Origin of the sequence: Flagellimonas rhodophyticola, from assembly GCF_049332665.1 — a bacterium.
In the GTDB taxonomy this organism is placed as follows: domain Bacteria; phylum Bacteroidota; class Bacteroidia; order Flavobacteriales; family Flavobacteriaceae; genus Flagellimonas.
The window spans coordinates 2,025,964-2,042,424 of sequence record NZ_CP186326.1; the positions used below are offsets into that span (position 1 = coordinate 2,025,964).

Here is a 16,461-nt window from a genome sequence, read left to right on the forward strand (position 1 = left end):
TTCCATAGCGATTGTCTAACTCCTGTAGACTTATGGAATACAAATTTAAATCAGCAGATGGCTGAAGAAAAAGCAAATGTTGAAGTAGAAGAAACTACGGCAACAACAGAAGTTAAAGAAGAAGTTACCACGCAACAAGACCCTAAGGAATTTTTGGAAAGTTTCGATTGGGACAAGTACGAGGAAGGTATTGAAAAAGTTGATGACAGCAAGTTGGACGAATTTGAAAAACTTGTTGAAGAAAACTTTGTGGACACTGCCGATGAAGAGGTAGTTGAAGGTAAGGTAGTTCACATGACAGATCGCGAAGCGATCATTGACATCAATGCCAAGTCCGAAGGTGTTATCTCGTTGAACGAGTTCCGTTACAATCCGGATCTTAAAGTAGGGGATAAAGTTGAGGTACTTATCGATATCCGCGAAGACAAAACCGGTCAGTTGGTATTGTCACACAGAAAAGCAAGAACCATTATGGCATGGGACAGAGTAAATGCTGCCCATGACAAAGAAGAAATTGTTACTGGTTTTGTAAAATGCAGAACTAAAGGAGGTATGATCGTAGATGTATTTGGAATCGAGGCGTTCTTGCCAGGTTCTCAAATCGATGTGAAACCTATCCGTGATTACGATCAGTACGTTGGTAAGACTATGGAATTCAAGGTGGTGAAAATCAACCACGAATTCAAAAACGTAGTTGTTTCTCATAAAGCACTTATTGAAGCTGATATTGAAGAGCAGAAGAAGGAGATTATCGGTCAACTTGAAAAAGGTCAAGTACTGGAAGGTATCGTTAAAAACGTTACTTCATACGGTGTGTTTATCGACCTTGGTGGTGTTGACGGATTGATCCACATTACTGACCTTTCTTGGAGCAGAATCAACCACCCGAACGAGGTTGTTGAACTTGACCAGAAAATGAACGTGGTAATCCTTGATTTTGATGATAACAAATCAAGAATCCAATTAGGTCTTAAGCAATTGGAGAAACATCCATGGGATGCTTTAGGTGATGAAATCAAAATAGGTGATAAAGTAAAAGGTAAAGTAGTAGTTATAGCTGATTATGGTGCCTTTATCGAAGTTGCCGAAGGTGTTGAAGGTTTGATCCACGTTTCTGAAATGTCTTGGTCTACCCACTTAAGATCTGCACAAGATTTTGTAAAAGTAGGTGATGAAGTTGAAGCTGTTGTATTGACCTTGGATAGAGAAGATCGTAAAATGTCATTGGGCATTAAGCAATTGACTCCAGATCCATGGACTGATATTACATCTAAATACCCTGTAGGTTCTCGTCATAAAGGAATCGTTAGAAACTTTACCAACTTTGGTGTCTTTGTAGAAATGGAAGAAGGAATTGACGGATTGATTTACATCTCCGACCTTTCTTGGACCAAGAAGATCAAGCATCCATCGGAATTTGTTGCTGTGAACGATACTTTGGAAGTTGAAGTATTGGAATTGGATGTAGAAGGACGCAAATTGAGCCTAGGTCATAAGCAAACTACAGAGAACCCTTGGGATAAATACTCAAAAGAGTTTGCCGAAGGAACTTTGCACAAAGCATCAATTGCTGAAGTTGTTGACAAAGGAGCTACTGTAAACTTCAATGAGGATATCGTAGGATTTGTTCCTTCACGTCATATGGAAAAAGAAGATGGCAAAAAGCTTGTTAAAGGAGAAGAAGTTGATTTCAAGATTATTGAGTTCAACAAAGACTTCAAACGAGTAGTGGCAAGCCACACAGCTATCTTTAGAGAGCAGGAAGAAAGAAATGTAAGAACTGCTAAAAAGCGTTCTTCATCTTCTGATGAAGCTGCACCTACATTAGGTGATGCCAATTCACAACTGCAAGCTTTGAAGGATAAAATGGAAGCTGATTCTAAAAAATAATCAGCCCTTCATTACATAATAAAAACCCCGTTGGAAACAACGGGGCTTTTTTATACCCTGTTCATTTTAAAGAATTGTTTACTTTTGTATCCAACTGAGACGGTAGTACAGCAAATGAGTCAAAAAGTTCTTCTTACTTCCAAAGAAATCAACATCATACTTCACCGTTTAGCTTGTCAACTTTTAGAAAACCATTTAGATTTTAAAGATACCGTACTGATAGGAATTCAACCTAGGGGTGTTTATTTGGCCGAACGTTTGGCCAAGGTGCTTCGCGAAGATTACAAAGTAAAGGATATACAACTCGGTTTATTGGATATCACATTTTACCGGGATGATTTTGGAAGAGGTGAAAAGACCTTAAAAGCAAGTACTACAAAAATTGATTTTTTGGTAGAAGATAAAAACGTGGTCTTGATAGATGATGTTTTGTATACCGGAAGAAGTATCAGGGCAGCCTTAACAGCCATTCAATCCTTTGGCAGGCCTTTGGATATTGAATTGCTCACGTTGATTGATAGACGGTTCAGTAGGCACTTACCCATTCAGCCCAATTATAGGGGTCGACAGGTAGATGCCATAAATGAAGAGAAAGTAAAGGTAATGTGGGAGGAGAATGATGGAAAGGACATTGTGTATTTAGTAAGCAAATAGTATAGAATGAGTGAATTAAGTGTAGATCACTTGCTAGGAATAAAATATCTTGATAAAAAGGATATAGCACTCATTTTTGAAACGGCCGATCACTTTAAAGAAGTTATTAATCGGTCCATAAAAAAGGTGCCAACACTTCGTGATACGACCATTGCGAATATCTTTTTCGAAAACAGCACCCGAACCAAACTCTCATTTGAACTTGCGGAAAAAAGATTATCAGCTGATGTTATTAATTTTTCAGCTTCCCAATCATCCGTAAAAAAAGGAGAAACCCTAATAGATACCGTAAACAATATCCTGTCCATGAAAGTGGATATGGTGGTGATGCGGCACCCAAACCCTGGCGCTGGAATATTTTTATCCAAACATGTAGACGCTTCTATAATAAATGCAGGAGATGGAGCCCATGAACATCCAACCCAAGCACTTTTAGATTCTTATTCCATAAGAGAAAAGCTTGGGGATATCGGCGGGAAAAATGTGGTTATAGTTGGTGATATTCTACATTCCCGAGTGGCCCTATCCAATATCTTTGCATTAAAACTGCAAGGCGCCAATGTAAAAGTATGCGGGCCTAAGACTTTGATTCCAAAACATATAGAATCTCTAGGAGTGACAGTCGAAACAAACCTGAGGAAAGCCTTGGAATGGTGCGATGTGGCCAATATGCTGCGGGTGCAGAATGAACGAATGGACATCAGTTATTTCCCATCTACAAGGGAATACACCCAACAATTTGGGGTTAATAAACAACTATTGAACAGTTTAGATAAGCAAATTGTGATTATGCATCCAGGTCCTATAAATAGAGGAGTGGAAATCACAAGTGATGTAGCAGATTCCGACCAGTCCATTATTTTGGAACAAGTAGAAAATGGAGTGGCGGTTCGTATGGCAGTAATGTATTTATTGGCGGCAAAAAAGTAACGAAATGATTTTCAATAAAGAAGGAACAACGACCATTGTTTTTCAGGAGAAGACTTCCATTTCCATATTCATGGAAAACCTTGAAAAGGCATATTCCAAATTAAAGCACGATAATATTGTGGTTAACCTTTTCTCCTTCGAAAAGTTGACCACGGGTGATATCTTGGAATTTCTTGATATTTCTAACACCCACAAAAACTCGAATAAATCTTTTGTCTTGGTTACAAACAAAGTTTCATATGACGAAATTCCTGACGAAATAAGCGTCGTACCCACAATTCAGGAAGCAAAAGACCTTATTGAAATGGAGGACATAGAACGGGACTTGGGCATATGAAGTTGACCATTCTCGGATGCTATTCCGCCACACCTCGCACTTTTACCAATCCTACAGCCCAAGTTCTTGAAATTAGAAACCATCTTTTCTTGATTGATTGTGGAGAAGGAACACAGGTACAGTTAAGAAAGAATAAAATCAAGTTTTCCAGAATAAAACATATTTTCATTTCACACTTGCATGGTGACCACTTTTTCGGTTTACCGGGACTTATTTCAACTTTTAGACTTTTAGGAAGAGAATCAGAACTCCATATTTATGGACCCAAGGGCATTAAAGAGGCCATCACCTTGTTTTTGAAATTGGGAGATTCATGGACAAATTACCCTTTGATTTTTCATGAATTGACCAGTAAGGAATCTGAATTAATACTGGATGACGAGACTGTCAGTGTTCAAACTATACCATTAGATCATCGAGTATACACCAACGGTTTTTTGTTTCACGAAAAGCCACTTCCTCGGAAATTGAATATTGAAGCCACCGAAAAATATGAAATAGACAGAAGTCAGTTTAACAATATCAAAAATGGAGCAAATGGTGTACAACAAAATGGCATTGAAGTTGCCAACTCCGATTTGACCATTGACCCACCAAAACCTAAAAGCTACGCTTTTTGCAGTGATACCGCTTATAATGAAAGTATTGTACCCATTATAGAAAACGTGGACTTGTTATATCATGAATCGACCTTCTTGGAATCTGAAGCCCATTTAGGTACTAAAACTAAACATGCCACAGCTACTCAGGCCGCACGGATTGCCGAAAAGGCAAACGTTGGGCAACTTGTTTTGGGACATTATTCGACCCGGTATAAGTCAATCGACCTTTTCAAAGAAGAAGCCTCAAAGGTGTTTTCACAGGTAGATTTGGCAGATGATGGCAAGACTTTTGAAATTTAAGGTCAAAGAGCAAAAACTTAACCCATACAATCTTTTTAATCTCCGTTCTTTTGTTGAAATTTGATGGTACTAATAGAGTGTCATGCAAAAAGACCTGAGCAATTACAGGAAATCCTACGAAAAAAGCGAGCTTGATGAAACGTCCATAAAGGAAAACCCTATGGAGCAATTTCAAAAGTGGTTTTATGAGGTAGAGGCAACGTATGGTATGGATGAACCGAATGCAATGACGGTATCTACTATAGGTTTGGATGGATTTCCTAAAAACCGGGTTGTACTGATGAAAAAATATACACACGAAGGTTTTATTTTCTATACAAACTATCAAAGCGAAAAAGGGAAAGCCATTGAAAATAATCCATTGATGTGCCTTTCATTCTTTTGGCCTAATATGGAACGGCAGATTATCATAAAAGGTAAAGCCGAAAAGGTTGCCGAAAACCTGTCAGATGGGTATTTTGAGTCACGACCAGTTGGTAGCCAACTTGGAGCAGTAGTTTCAGACCAAAGCGACGTGATTCCATCCAAGGCATTTCTACAAGAAAAACTGGACGCTTTGGAAAAGAAATATGAAGGGAAAGAAATACCCCGTCCGGAAAACTGGGGAGGGTATTTGGTCAGACCTGTTTCTTTTGAATTTTGGCAAGGTCGTCCCAATCGCTTGCATGATAGAATTCGCTATACCCTTCAAGAAGATTACAATTGGAAAATAGAACGATTAGCACCCTAACTACCGGAATATGAAGCGGATAATATTGATGAGGCATGGCAAATCTTCATGGGAATATGAAGTTTCTGATAAAGACAGGCCTCTTAAAGAAAGAGGAATTAATGATGCGCACTTAGTATCCCAAGAATTCAATAAAAAGGATATGCAAATCGATTTCGCGTTTTCAAGTCCAGCGAACAGGGCATTACACACCAGTATGATTTTCCTTAGAAATATTGGTTTTTCATTCAGCAGGTTTCAAGTCACAGAAGCACTTTATGATTTTTCTGGAGGTAGCGTACAGAACTTTATAGAAAATTTGGACAACCAATACGAAACTGTTTGCATTTTTGGACACAATTATGCGTTCACATCCCTTGCAAATGCTTGGGGAGATCAGTATATTGACAACGTTCCAACTGCCGGATTGGTTCAAATCAAATTTGATGTAAACAACTGGGCAGAAATTTCGAAAGGAACCACAGAACAAATCAGTTTCCCAAAACACTTAAAAGGATAAATGGTAAAGCCCAAGAACGAATATGTAAACAGAGAAATCAGTTGGTTACACTTTAATGCCCGGGTGCTTCAAGAAAGTGCCGACAAAAGGGTCCCATTAATTGATAGACTAAGATTTCTGGGTATTTTCAGTAATAATCTCGATGAATTTTTTAAAGTAAGATACGCTACGGTAAAACGTATTGTTGATGCCGGAAAAAAAGGAAAAAGCGTTCTAGGAGGGGAAAAGGCCAAAGATTTACTTGAAGAAATTACCAAGATTGTAATAAATCAACAAGCTAGAAGTCTAGAAATTCTCAACAGTATAGAAGAGGAACTCAAAGCTGAAAATATTTTTATAATAGATGAGAATGAAGTAAGTGAAAGTCAGGCAGAATTTATAAAATCATATTTTCTTAAAAAGGTCAATCCAGAATTGATGACCATTATTCTAAATGACTTAACCGAATTTCCTCTACTTAAAGATACTGCAGCCTATTTGGCCGTAAAAATGGTGATGAAGGACGATGAAACCATGGGTGTCAATGGGAAAAACCGATATGCCCTGATTGAAATTCCCAAGGGCATTGACCGTTTTATTGTGCTTCCGCAGGAAGGAGACAAAAATTACATCATCATTTTAGATGATTTGATACGATTCTGTTTGGGTAGTGTCTTTACGATGTTTGATTTTGAGTCCATTTCTGCTCATATGATCAAGATTACGCGAGATGCAGAATTGGATATTGATAACGACCTGACCAAAAGTTTTATCGAGAAGATATCGTCTAGCGTTGAGCACCGGAAAATTAGTGACCCAGTGCGGTTTGTTTATGATAAGCAAATAGACAAGGATACCCTTCAATTCCTAAAAGATAAAATGAATATTGTGGACACGGATAGTGTAATTCCAGGTGGAAGATACCATAATAGAAGGGATTATATGGGTTTTCCAAGTCTTGGCAGACAAGATCTCATGCACAAGAAAATAGAACCTTTACCCGTAAAAGGGCTTAGTATGGAAGGAAGTCTTTTGGAGATGATCAGCCAAAAAGACTATATGATCTATGCTCCTTATCACACCTTTAATTACGTTACCAAGTTTTTGAGAGAGGCTGCTCTTGACCCGAAGGTAAGAAGTATCAAAATCACCGTGTATCGTTTGGCCAATGATAGTCAAGTTGCAGCTTCGTTAATCAATGCTGCTAAAAATGGTAAACAAGTAACTGTTCAAATTGAACTTCAGGCACGATTTGACGAACAGGCCAATATTAAGTATGCAAATCAGTTACAAGCTGAGGGAATAAAACTGATTTTTGGCGTTCCTGGTCTGAAAGTACACAGCAAAATTTGCTTGGTAGAACGGGAAGAAACCGAAGGAGTGAAAAGATATGGCTTTATAAGTACAGGTAACTTCAATGAATCCACTGCAAATATCTATACGGATTACACCTTGTTTACGGCCCATGAAGGGATTTTAAAAGATATGAATCGCGTGTTTGAGTTTTTCGAGACCAATTATAAAATCAACAAATACAAGCACCTCATCGTCTCACCCCATTATACAAAGTCCACCTTCATACGACTGATTGACCAAGAAATTGAAAATGCAAGGGCGGGGAAAGAAGCTTACATCAAAATCAAGATGAATAGTTTCACTTCGTATAAAATGGTGGACAAGTTATATGATGCAAGCAGAGCTGGGGTTAAAATTCAATTAATTATCAGAGGGGTGTGTTGTCTTATTCCTGGTGTTGAGGGAATGAGCGAAAACATTGAAGCCATTAGCGTAGTGGATAAGTTTTTAGAGCATCCACGTTTGTTCATTTTCGGGAATGGAGGCGAACCCATAGTGTATATCTCATCTGCGGATTGGATGACACGTAATCTTGATTTTAGGGTTGAGGTAGGCTGTCCAATTTATGATAATGAGATTAAGCAAGAGTTGTTGGACACTTTTGACATTTCTTGGAGAGATAATTTTAAGGCCCGAGTCTTTTCGGACAAACAGGATAACGCCTATAAACCAAAAGCTCCCAATGAACCTGAATTAAGGTCGCAATTCGCACTATATGATTACTATCAAAAGAAAGTAGAATCTTAAGTAAGCCTTGCTTTGATAATTCGAAAATTTGCCGCTATAGATATTGGCTCCAATGCAATAAGATTGTTGGTGACCAATGTAATTGAGCAAGCAGATAAACCCACTACATTTAAAAAAAGCGAAATTATTCGGGTACCTGTGCGCTTGGGGGAAGATGCTTTTACCAAAGGTGAAATCTCGGAAGGTAGCTTGCAACGGTTGATAAAGACCATGAAATCTTTTAATTTGTTGATGCAGGTATATGGTGTGGAAAAATATATGTCCTGCGCAACTTCCGCCCTTAGGGAAGCTAAAAATGGAGAGATAGTAGTTGAAAGGGTGAATAAGGAAACTGGAATCAAAATTGAAATAATAGATGGAAAAAGAGAAGCATCCATAATAGCTTCGACAGACTTGAAGGAACTTATAAAAAAGGACAGATTATATCTTTACGTTGATGTTGGCGGTGGAAGTACTGAATTCACGATTTTTGAAAAAGGCAGCGTACTCGTATCAAAATCTTTTAAAATAGGTACGGTCAGGATTCTTAATGGGTTGGTTGGTGACGCTGCTTGGGATGAAGTGCATGAATGGATAAAGAAATATATTTCACGAGATAGCAAGGTTGAGATAATTGGTTCTGGAGGAAATATTAACAAACTTCATAAGATGTCCGGAAGAAAAATAAATCAACCATTATCCTATATTTGGTTGAACGCCCAGTATCTTTTTCTAAATAGTATGGATTATGAGGATAGGATTTCAGAATTGGGATTGAACCAAGATAGGGCCGATGTTATTATTCCTGCTACCAAAATATTTTTATCTGCAGCCAAATGGAGTGGCGCCAAGAAAATTCACGTGCCTAAAATCGGATTGGCAGATGGGATGATAAAAACCTTGTATTACGAGTAAAACTATCCGTGCATGGTTTCTCGTTTACCCAGATTTTTCATGAGTTTGGCCTCATATTCAAGCAATTGTTCCCATTTTTTATCCACCTCTTCGCGGTTACCATACTTTCTGGCAAATTTTAAAAACATGGTATAATGGTTGGCTTCGCTTACCATTAAATTTCGGTAAAAATCAGACAATTCCTTGTCGTCAAGTTCTTCGGAAAGTAATCGAAAACGTTCACAGCTTCTAGCCTCGATAAGGGCTGCATAGAGTAGTTTGTGAACTAAATGTGTTTCACGACTACCACCTTTTGGAAAAAACTTCATCAACTCCAAAACATATTCATCTTTGCGCTCCCGACCTAGAATCCATCCTCTTTTCAGAATTCTATCATGTACCATATTAAAATGGCCCATTTCCTCCCTGGCCAAAGCCGTCATTTCTTTGACCAATTCTGATTTTTCAGGAAAACCGATAATCAATGAAATAGCTGTGCTTGCCGCTTTTTGCTCGCAGTATGCGTGATCAGTTAAGATTTCCTCAATATTTTTTTCAACGATATTGACCCATCTGGGGTCTGTTGGTAATTTAAGACCAAGCATTTTTTAAAATTTAAAGAACAAAGATAAGGGTATTAAAAAAGAAAGTGGAAGGTTAAAAATCGAGGTCGAACTCTTTTCTGAGTAGATCAATGGCAGGATTTTTCTCTTTCAATTTCTGATATTTTTCCTCTGGAGTGAAGGCAAACTTTTTCGCCACCTCTTCATTTACGGTAATATTCAAGGTGATGGAATAATTGTTCAATTTTTGTTTTAGGTAGTCCATCATAAGACTTTGTTCCCTTTCTACCTCTTTTTTCATGGTACTGTTGGGAAGCTCAATCCATATGTTATGCTCATCTTTAAGTTTCGGAACATCGGTCTGGAAATTACTGGCCAATATTTTTCTTCCCTTAATTTCCAGCTGTTGTACCATATCGTTCCAATGTGCTTGCATATCCTGTTCCGTAAAGCTTTCCTTTGGAAGATCATCTTGGTTAACCGGAGGGGCCTTAACATTTTCATGGGCCTTCTTGGCCTTTATACTGGATATGGATAAGCCTGAAACCCTATTTTCTGGAGTTTTAAGTTGAATTTTTTTAATCGATGGAGGTGCAGCTTCAGGTTCAGTATCGGGTTCTTGCGATTGAACCTCAGGTTGTATTGGCGTTTCTTGGAACCCAGATGATTTCGGTTGTTCAGTGGTGTACGAAGGTGTGGGCTCTTCTAAACTTGGTGTAGGAGCTGCAACGGGACTACCATTATTAGATTCATTGGATTTAAAGAAGGAAGCGGGAATTATGAAATCAGACTTTTTTTTTCTCCATCAAAGGAGATGGAAGCCAATTTCATTAAAGTAAGCTCAACAAGCAGACGCTGATTTTTACTGGTTTTATATTTTAGATCAGCATTATTGGCCATTTCCAACGCTTGTAAAAGAAATGCTCTGCTAGCTTTTTTTGCCTGCGTCTGATAATGTTCTTTTACATCTTCGCCCACCTCCAGTAAAGCTATTGTTTCAGGATGCTGACATACCATCAAATCCCTAAAATGAGAGGCCAATCCAGAAATAAAATGATGACCATCAAACCCTAATGAAAGTGTTTTGTTGAACAGCACAAGTAAATCTGGAATATTGTTGGCCAAGATAAGATCGGTGGTATTGAAATAGGTGTCGTAGTCAAGAACATTTAGATTTTCCGTGACCGCCTTTCTGGTCAATGTATTTCCTGAAAAGCTAACCACTCTATCAAAAATGGAAAGTGCGTCGCGCATGGCGCCATCCGCTTTTTGAGCAATGATGTGAAGCGCACTGTCTTCGGCTTCAATTCCCTGTTGCTCTGCTATATACTTTAAGTATGCCGAAGCATCCTTTACCGTAATTCGTTTAAAATCGAAAATTTGACAACGTGAAAGTATTGTCGGGATTATCTTATGCTTCTCAGTAGTGGCCAGTATAAATATGGCGTGCTTTGGAGGTTCTTCCAAGGTCTTTAGAAAAGCATTGAAAGCAGACTGCGATAGCATATGGACCTCATCAATGATATATACCTTATACCTACCCACCTGAGGCGGTATGCGAACTTGGTCGATGAGGCTTCTAATATCGTCAACCGAGTTGTTCGAGGCAGCGTCCAATTCAAAAATATTGAATGCAAAATCCTCATCTTCCCGTTCCGTCCCGTCCTGATTGATTTTCTTAGCGAGAATACGTGCACAGGTAGTTTTACCGACACCTCGTGGTCCACAAAAAAGTAGGGCCTGCGCTAAGTGATTATGATCAATCGCATTGAGTAGCGTATTGGTAATAGCTTCCTGACCCACTACATCCTTGAAGGTCTGGGGGCGATATTTTCGAGCCGATACTATAAAGGGTTCCAAAATCAGGAAATTTGCGTTACTACAAATATAAAAATAGGAACGTGCAAAGTGCCATTGTCGTTGGTGAGGAAGCTACTTTTTATTAACAATTAGGTTACCTTTGCTCGTAGCAGGCCACCTTATCGCTTCCGGTCACCATCGGAAGAGGAAAGTCCGGACACCATAGTGCAGCATAGCGGATAACATCCGTCCGTTGAAAAGCGAGGACCAGTGCAACAGAAAGCAAGTACAGTTCGGCTGTAGTGAAATCAGGTAAACTCTATGCGGTGAAACGTCATGTAAACCAGTGTTTGAGGGCTGCACGCCCGAGTTGGAGGGTAGACGGTTCGAGCTTTTGGGCAACCAAAAACCTAGATAAATGATAAGGCTAGACAGAATCCGGCTTATGGCCTGCTTTTCTTTAATCTCCTGAAATCCAACTAATTGAAATTTTATTAAGAAAAATTGAGGTATTTTCTTTCATGATTAGCCTTAATATAAGAGTTCGTCAATCCTAACCCTCTATATATCAATTGTGTATTCCTGCTTTTGAATGGAGATGGTAGTTTTAAACCATGATTGCTTTTTGGATTAATATTATTACAGCCACTCTATGCCTTGGTTACATATGCATAAGGTTGATAAAATTTATACATCCTTCCAAAAGTCTTGATATAAAGAGCTATGAGAATGGCGAATTCCATCAATTTTGGGACGAAAGCGATAGATATTTTGATTAGTTCGTGGCTTGAAAAATTAGACTTGTATAGTATTTCGGACAGGAAAATATCAAAAAGGTATTTAAACCCTAAACAACCTTAAGGATGATTTCAACATATTTGATTTTTCCGTTTGTCCTATTGCTGTACGTTTTGGTGCTATTTTTGGATGACTATATTGGAAGAAATGGAAGGTTCTGAGCAGTTTGTAGAATGTTTCTATTTTTCGAAAAAACTAAAAATACTTCCACCATATTTTCTCGATTCCACAAAGTTGGAATGTTCCGATAAATCAGTTTGGTCCGAGTGTTCAATAATTAAAACTCCATCTTCAACCAATAATTCATTTTCGAAAACCAAAGTTGCAATTTGATGAAATTGAGACATCTCAAAGCTATAAGGGGGATCTGCAAAAATTAAATTGGCCTTTTCAGGTGTCCGTTGTAGATATTTGAACACATCAGATTTTATGCTGGTAATCGATAAATCCAACTCCTCTGCTATTTTACTGATGTACCGAACACAGCCAGCATAACCATCCACTGCAACAATGTTCTCGGCACCCCTTGATGCAAACTCGAAGCTTATATTACCGGTGCCCGCAAAAAGGTCTATTACTTTAAGTTCATCAATAAAAAAACGATTGTTAAGAATATTGAAAAGTCCTTCCTTGGCCATATCAGTGGTGGGCCTTACCGGAAGTTTTTTTGGAGCTACAAGTCGTTTGCCCTTATATCTACCCGAAATAATTCGCACTACAAGGAACTTAGGGTTGTAAAATCAATGGTCTGGGTTTCCAATTGCTCTAAGGGGTAGGTGGGGTCAATTGGAACAAAAACCGAAACATTCCTAACATAGCGATGGCATAATTCGAATATAGTATCTCCTTCCTCCACCAAACCAAACAATTTTAGCTGTACTTTTTCCAAATCGATATGCAATTGCTCTAATCCAAAAAGAAGGTAGTATAGAAAATCTTCTGCAGTTTTGTAGGTGAAGTGATTGTAAAAAAGTAGTTTTTTTTCAGAAACAACAACCATTTCCATCTCCTTATCTGATACTTGCACGTAGCAGACCGGTTCCGATGAGGCTCTAGTTTGATTCAATAGGGTACCGATTAATACTGTACCACTGTGTTTGAATTCAAACTCTCCGAAAAGGTCAAAAATGTAGTTGTTGATATTTGCGAAAGGGACATAAACATTGACCAAATCATGGTTGGAAATCTCATCATAGATAATATGATCGGTCGCCATAATTTTGGCATTGAACTTTAGGTAATTGGGTAGTTCTTCTTTATTGAAAAGAGTTTTGGGGACTAGACTGAACAACCCATTTTTATGAATAACCACAACATCTGAGAACTTATTTTGAATTTCATCCACCGTTCCCAGAAGCTTTTTAAGCTCTTTGAGCATTAAATAGGGAGTGGAAGGTGTTTTGAAGGATATCTTTTCAAACGCCAATATCTCATTTGAAATAGTATCCAAAACACAAAAAGAAAGTCCATTCAAACCAACTTGAATGGACAGTTTCTTAAAGGTATTTTCAGTTTCTGACTCCTGTATATTATTAATTTTTTCTGTCATAGATTGGAGGCCAGTTTCCATTTGTACTTACATCAGTAAGAGAGCCCACTTTAATTTCCGTACCATTCACTTCCTCAACACTTTGATGTGCATTTTCCCGCGCCACCAAATCCGTTGGCTGATCGTAAAGAACAACATTTTTGGCAACCTTAGCTTCAAAAACAGGCGCTTTATATCCTTGCTTGTCAATGATGTCTGCCTTCATTGTGAATTTTTCATCTGCTTGACCACCGGGAACTTTCATCATGTCTTTGTAACGACTATCATTTTTAAACAATGAGTCCTTTACTTTAATGAAACCAAGAGTGTCAACGATAATGGTATCAACCTGTAAATCGATTTGATATACTTTGTTATAACGCATGAAAGAAGAATCTCTTTGCTGCGTAATGGTATAATTCCCTGTATCAACAAACTGGATAAGGCTATTGAAGTTACTTGCAAATCTACCATTTACGGTTTTATATGCTTCTTGGGAATCACGTATGTCCTTCAACTTTGCGATTACTTTTGAAAATCTTTCTTGTCTCACCTTTTTAAACTCAATAGGTGCATTGATGGATTGATAAATTTTGTAGCCTAAGAAAATGCTTAAAAGTCCAAAAGCAATGACCAGAATCGGTTTTATCTTTTGAGGTAAAAACCTATCAATTAGAAATACAAGGCCTATGGTCAGTAGGCATATAACTACAACTATAAGAATTAAACTTAACATACTAATTTTTTCTTTGAGAGTTAATTTAGCGGTTACAAGCAAATCTACAATTTTTTTTTAATCACGAAACTTTTTGCTTTAAAAATCCATGCTATCTTTAGGTGCTTATGAAAGACCCTTCTTCCAGTGGATTTTTAACCCTGCTCAAGGATAAATTTCCTCACGAACCTACCTTGAAACAGGCCAGTGCTTTAGACAAACTCTCAAGATTTGTTTTAGATGGAAAGCGGGACGAACTTTTTCTCCTAAAGGGATTCGCTGGTACTGGGAAGACAACCATTGTAGGTACACTGGTCAATAGTTTGTGGAAAGTAAAAATGAGCGCGGTGCTCCTTGCACCTACCGGAAGAGCCGCTAAGGTAATGTCTTCTTATTCTGCAACCCAGGCATTTACAATCCACAAAAAGATATACTTTCCGAAAAAACAAGCGGGAGGCGGGGTTCAATTTGTTTTGGCCCCTAATAAACATAGAAATACACTGTTCATTGTGGATGAAGCCTCAATGATACCGGATACTCCGGCCGATTCTAAACTTTTTGAAAATGGTTCTTTATTGGACGATTTAATGTATTATGTGTACGCTGGTCATAACTGTAAACTGTTACTAATAGGTGATACTGCCCAATTACCTCCGGTAAAATTGGATATAAGTCCTGCATTAGAAGAAGATAGACTATCGCTTAATTATAATAAAGAGGTCGAAACTCTAGAGTTAGATGAAGTTATGCGTCAGCAAGATGACTCTGGTATACTTTTCAATGCTACCAATTTACGCGAACAACTACAATCAGAATATTTTGATGAATTCAAATTCTCCGTAACCGATTACAAGGATATTGTACGGTTAATTGATGGAACCGAAATACAAGAGGCCATAGATTCGTCATATGCAGAAAACGGAAAAGAAGAAACAGCCATAATTGTAAGATCAAACAAACGCGCCAATCTATATAATAAGAATATAAGGGAACGTATTTTGTACCTGGATCACGAAATCGCGGTTGGAGACTATATGATGGTGGTCAAGAACAATTATTTCTGGTTGAGACCAAATTCTGAGGCTGGATTTATTGCAAATGGGGATATTATGGAAATTTTAGAGCTCTTTGCTATTAAGGAATTATATGGGTTCTCTTTTGCAGAGGTAAAAGTTAAAATGGTTGATTATCCTAATCAGAAACCTTTTGAAACCGTTTTGCTTCTAGATACCATAAATGCGGAAACCCCATCATTGTCATATGAAGACGGAAATAAACTCTATCAAGAAGTTTCCAAGGATTATGCTCATGAAAAATCAAATTACAAAAGGTTTTTAGGTGTAAAAAACAATAAGTTTTTCAATGCCCTGCAGGTTAAGTTCTCTTATGCGATTACCTGTCATAAGTCACAAGGTGGACAATGGAATACAGTGTTTGTGGAACAACCTTATCTGCCAAATGGCCCCGACAAAGACTATTTACGATGGCTGTACACTGCAGTTACTAGAGCGAAACAGAAACTATTCCTTATAGGATTTAAAGATGATTTTTTTCTTGAGTAGGAATACGTTATTTTAGTCAACATCATGAGCATGAATCCCGATACCATTATAAGTATTTTTTTAGGCGTTGGCCTGGCCGCATCCGTGGGTTTTAGAGTATTTCTTCCACTTTTTGCTTTGAGTTTAGCAGCTTATTTGGGAGTATGGGATCTAAATGAAAATTGGGAATGGATAGGAAGTGTTGCAGCACTGATAGCTTTCGGAGTAGCCATGCTTGTTGAGATTTTTGCGTATTTCATTCCATGGGTAGACAATGCCCTGGATGGTTTGGCAGTTCCTCTGGCCGCCATAGCAGGTACAGCGGTTATGGTATCAACCGTAGCCAATTTAGACCCCATAATTACATGGTCATTGGCCATCATAGCTGGTGGAGGAACAGCAACAGCTATTAAGGGCGCAAATGCCGCCGGAAGAATGACCTCCACGGCGACTACAGGAGGAGTGGCCAATCCAGTAGTATCAACCATCGAAACAGGAACTGCGGTAGCAGTTTCAACAGCCTCTATATTAGTACCACCAATCGCAGCCATTCTTGTAATTGTAATTTTGGTGATTATTTTTAGAATTTATCGCAAATTGCGGCCAAAAAGGTAGTTTT

The 16,461-nt window shown here is 38.2% G+C and carries 15 protein-coding genes, 1 other RNA gene and 1 pseudogene; 12 read left to right on the plus strand and 5 right to left on the minus strand.

Annotated elements, in window-relative coordinates; genetic code table 11:
• The first annotated feature begins 57 nt into the window (after positions 1–57).
• From rpsA to ACOKFG_RS09205, 9 genes are all read left to right on the plus strand, one after another.
• On the plus strand, positions 58–1,890 hold the full coding sequence (gene rpsA, locus ACOKFG_RS09165) for a 30S ribosomal protein S1 (protein WP_298793621.1): 1,833 nt from the start codon (positions 58–60) through the stop codon (positions 1,888–1,890).
• 114 nt (positions 1,891–2,004) lie between these two features.
• Entirely contained in the window at positions 2,005–2,544 is a 540-nt protein-coding gene (pyrR, locus tag ACOKFG_RS09170) for a bifunctional pyr operon transcriptional regulator/uracil phosphoribosyltransferase PyrR (RefSeq protein ID WP_298793622.1), read from the plus strand.
• A 6-nt stretch (positions 2,545–2,550) separates the two neighbouring features.
• Positions 2,551–3,474: an aspartate carbamoyltransferase catalytic subunit gene (locus ACOKFG_RS09175; protein WP_298793623.1), complete on the plus strand. Its 924-nt coding sequence runs from the start codon at positions 2,551–2,553 to the stop codon at positions 3,472–3,474.
• Positions 3,475–3,478: 4 nt separating this feature from the next.
• The gene (locus tag ACOKFG_RS09180) at positions 3,479–3,811 is read left to right on the plus strand and encodes a ribonuclease Z (RefSeq protein WP_298793624.1); all 333 of its coding nucleotides are present in this window, start codon (positions 3,479–3,481) and stop codon (positions 3,809–3,811) included.
• The gene (locus ACOKFG_RS09185) at positions 3,808–4,713 is read left to right on the plus strand and encodes a ribonuclease Z (protein ID WP_298793626.1); all 906 of its coding nucleotides are present in this window, start codon (positions 3,808–3,810) and stop codon (positions 4,711–4,713) included. The genes ACOKFG_RS09180 and ACOKFG_RS09185 overlap by 4 nt, the downstream gene beginning before the upstream one ends.
• An 82-nt stretch (positions 4,714–4,795) precedes the next feature.
• Positions 4,796–5,443 carry a pyridoxamine 5'-phosphate oxidase gene (gene pdxH, locus ACOKFG_RS09190; protein WP_422861109.1) on the plus strand — a complete coding sequence of 216 codons (648 nt, stop codon included), beginning with the start codon at positions 4,796–4,798 and terminating at the stop codon, positions 5,441–5,443.
• A 10-nt stretch (positions 5,444–5,453) separates the two neighbouring features.
• Positions 5,454–5,942 carry a SixA phosphatase family protein gene (locus ACOKFG_RS09195; RefSeq protein ID WP_422861110.1) on the plus strand — a complete coding sequence of 163 codons (489 nt, stop codon included), beginning with the start codon at positions 5,454–5,456 and terminating at the stop codon, positions 5,940–5,942.
• Positions 5,943–8,024 carry a polyphosphate kinase 1 gene (ppk1, locus tag ACOKFG_RS09200; RefSeq protein ID WP_298793629.1) on the plus strand — a complete coding sequence of 694 codons (2,082 nt, stop codon included), beginning with the start codon at positions 5,943–5,945 and terminating at the stop codon, positions 8,022–8,024. It abuts the gene before it with no gap.
• Positions 8,025–8,036: 12 nt separating this feature from the next.
• Positions 8,037–8,918 carry an exopolyphosphatase gene (locus ACOKFG_RS09205; RefSeq protein WP_299172193.1) on the plus strand — a complete coding sequence of 294 codons (882 nt, stop codon included), beginning with the start codon at positions 8,037–8,039 and terminating at the stop codon, positions 8,916–8,918.
• A 2-nt stretch (positions 8,919–8,920) separates the two neighbouring features.
• On the opposite strand, the gene ACOKFG_RS09210 is transcribed toward ACOKFG_RS09205, so the two are convergent.
• Both ACOKFG_RS09210 and ACOKFG_RS09215 read right to left on the minus strand, forming a co-directional pair.
• Entirely contained in the window at positions 8,921–9,502 is a 582-nt protein-coding gene (locus ACOKFG_RS09210) for a tRNA-(ms[2]io[6]A)-hydroxylase (RefSeq protein WP_422861111.1), read from the minus strand.
• A gap of 52 nt (positions 9,503–9,554) precedes the next feature.
• A pseudogene (locus tag ACOKFG_RS09215) lies at positions 9,555–11,320 on the minus strand (DNA polymerase III subunit gamma/tau).
• Positions 11,321–11,426: 106 nt separating this feature from the next.
• On the opposite strand from ACOKFG_RS09215, the gene rnpB reads away from it, so the two are divergent.
• Positions 11,427–11,721, plus strand: an RNA gene (gene rnpB / locus ACOKFG_RS09220) — RNase P RNA component class A.
• A gap of 516 nt (positions 11,722–12,237) precedes the next feature.
• On the opposite strand, the gene ACOKFG_RS09225 is transcribed toward rnpB, so the two are convergent.
• The 3 genes from ACOKFG_RS09225 to ACOKFG_RS09235 are packed head-to-tail and all read right to left on the minus strand — an operon-like array spanning position 12,238 to position 14,235.
• On the minus strand, positions 12,238–12,774 hold the full coding sequence (locus ACOKFG_RS09225; RefSeq protein WP_298793634.1) for an RsmD family RNA methyltransferase: 537 nt from the start codon (positions 12,772–12,774) through the stop codon (positions 12,238–12,240).
• Positions 12,774–13,607 (minus strand): DUF3822 family protein, encoded by an 834-nt coding sequence (locus ACOKFG_RS09230; protein ID WP_298793635.1) that lies wholly within the window; start codon positions 13,605–13,607, stop codon positions 12,774–12,776. The genes ACOKFG_RS09225 and ACOKFG_RS09230 overlap by 1 nt, the downstream gene beginning before the upstream one ends.
• Complete coding sequence (locus ACOKFG_RS09235) at positions 13,591–14,235, minus strand: hypothetical protein (RefSeq protein ID WP_422862187.1); 645 nt, start codon at positions 14,233–14,235, stop codon at positions 13,591–13,593. The genes ACOKFG_RS09230 and ACOKFG_RS09235 overlap by 17 nt, the downstream gene beginning before the upstream one ends.
• Before the next feature lie 194 nt (positions 14,236–14,429).
• On the opposite strand from ACOKFG_RS09235, the gene ACOKFG_RS09240 reads away from it, so the two are divergent.
• Positions 14,430–15,863, plus strand: a complete 1,434-nt coding sequence (locus ACOKFG_RS09240) for an ATP-dependent DNA helicase (protein WP_422861112.1) — start codon at positions 14,430–14,432, stop codon at positions 15,861–15,863.
• A gap of 30 nt (positions 15,864–15,893) precedes the next feature.
• Positions 15,894–16,457 (plus strand): DUF4126 domain-containing protein, encoded by a 564-nt coding sequence (locus ACOKFG_RS09245; RefSeq protein WP_298793638.1) that lies wholly within the window; start codon positions 15,894–15,896, stop codon positions 16,455–16,457.
• Positions 16,458–16,461: the final 4 nt, after the last annotated feature.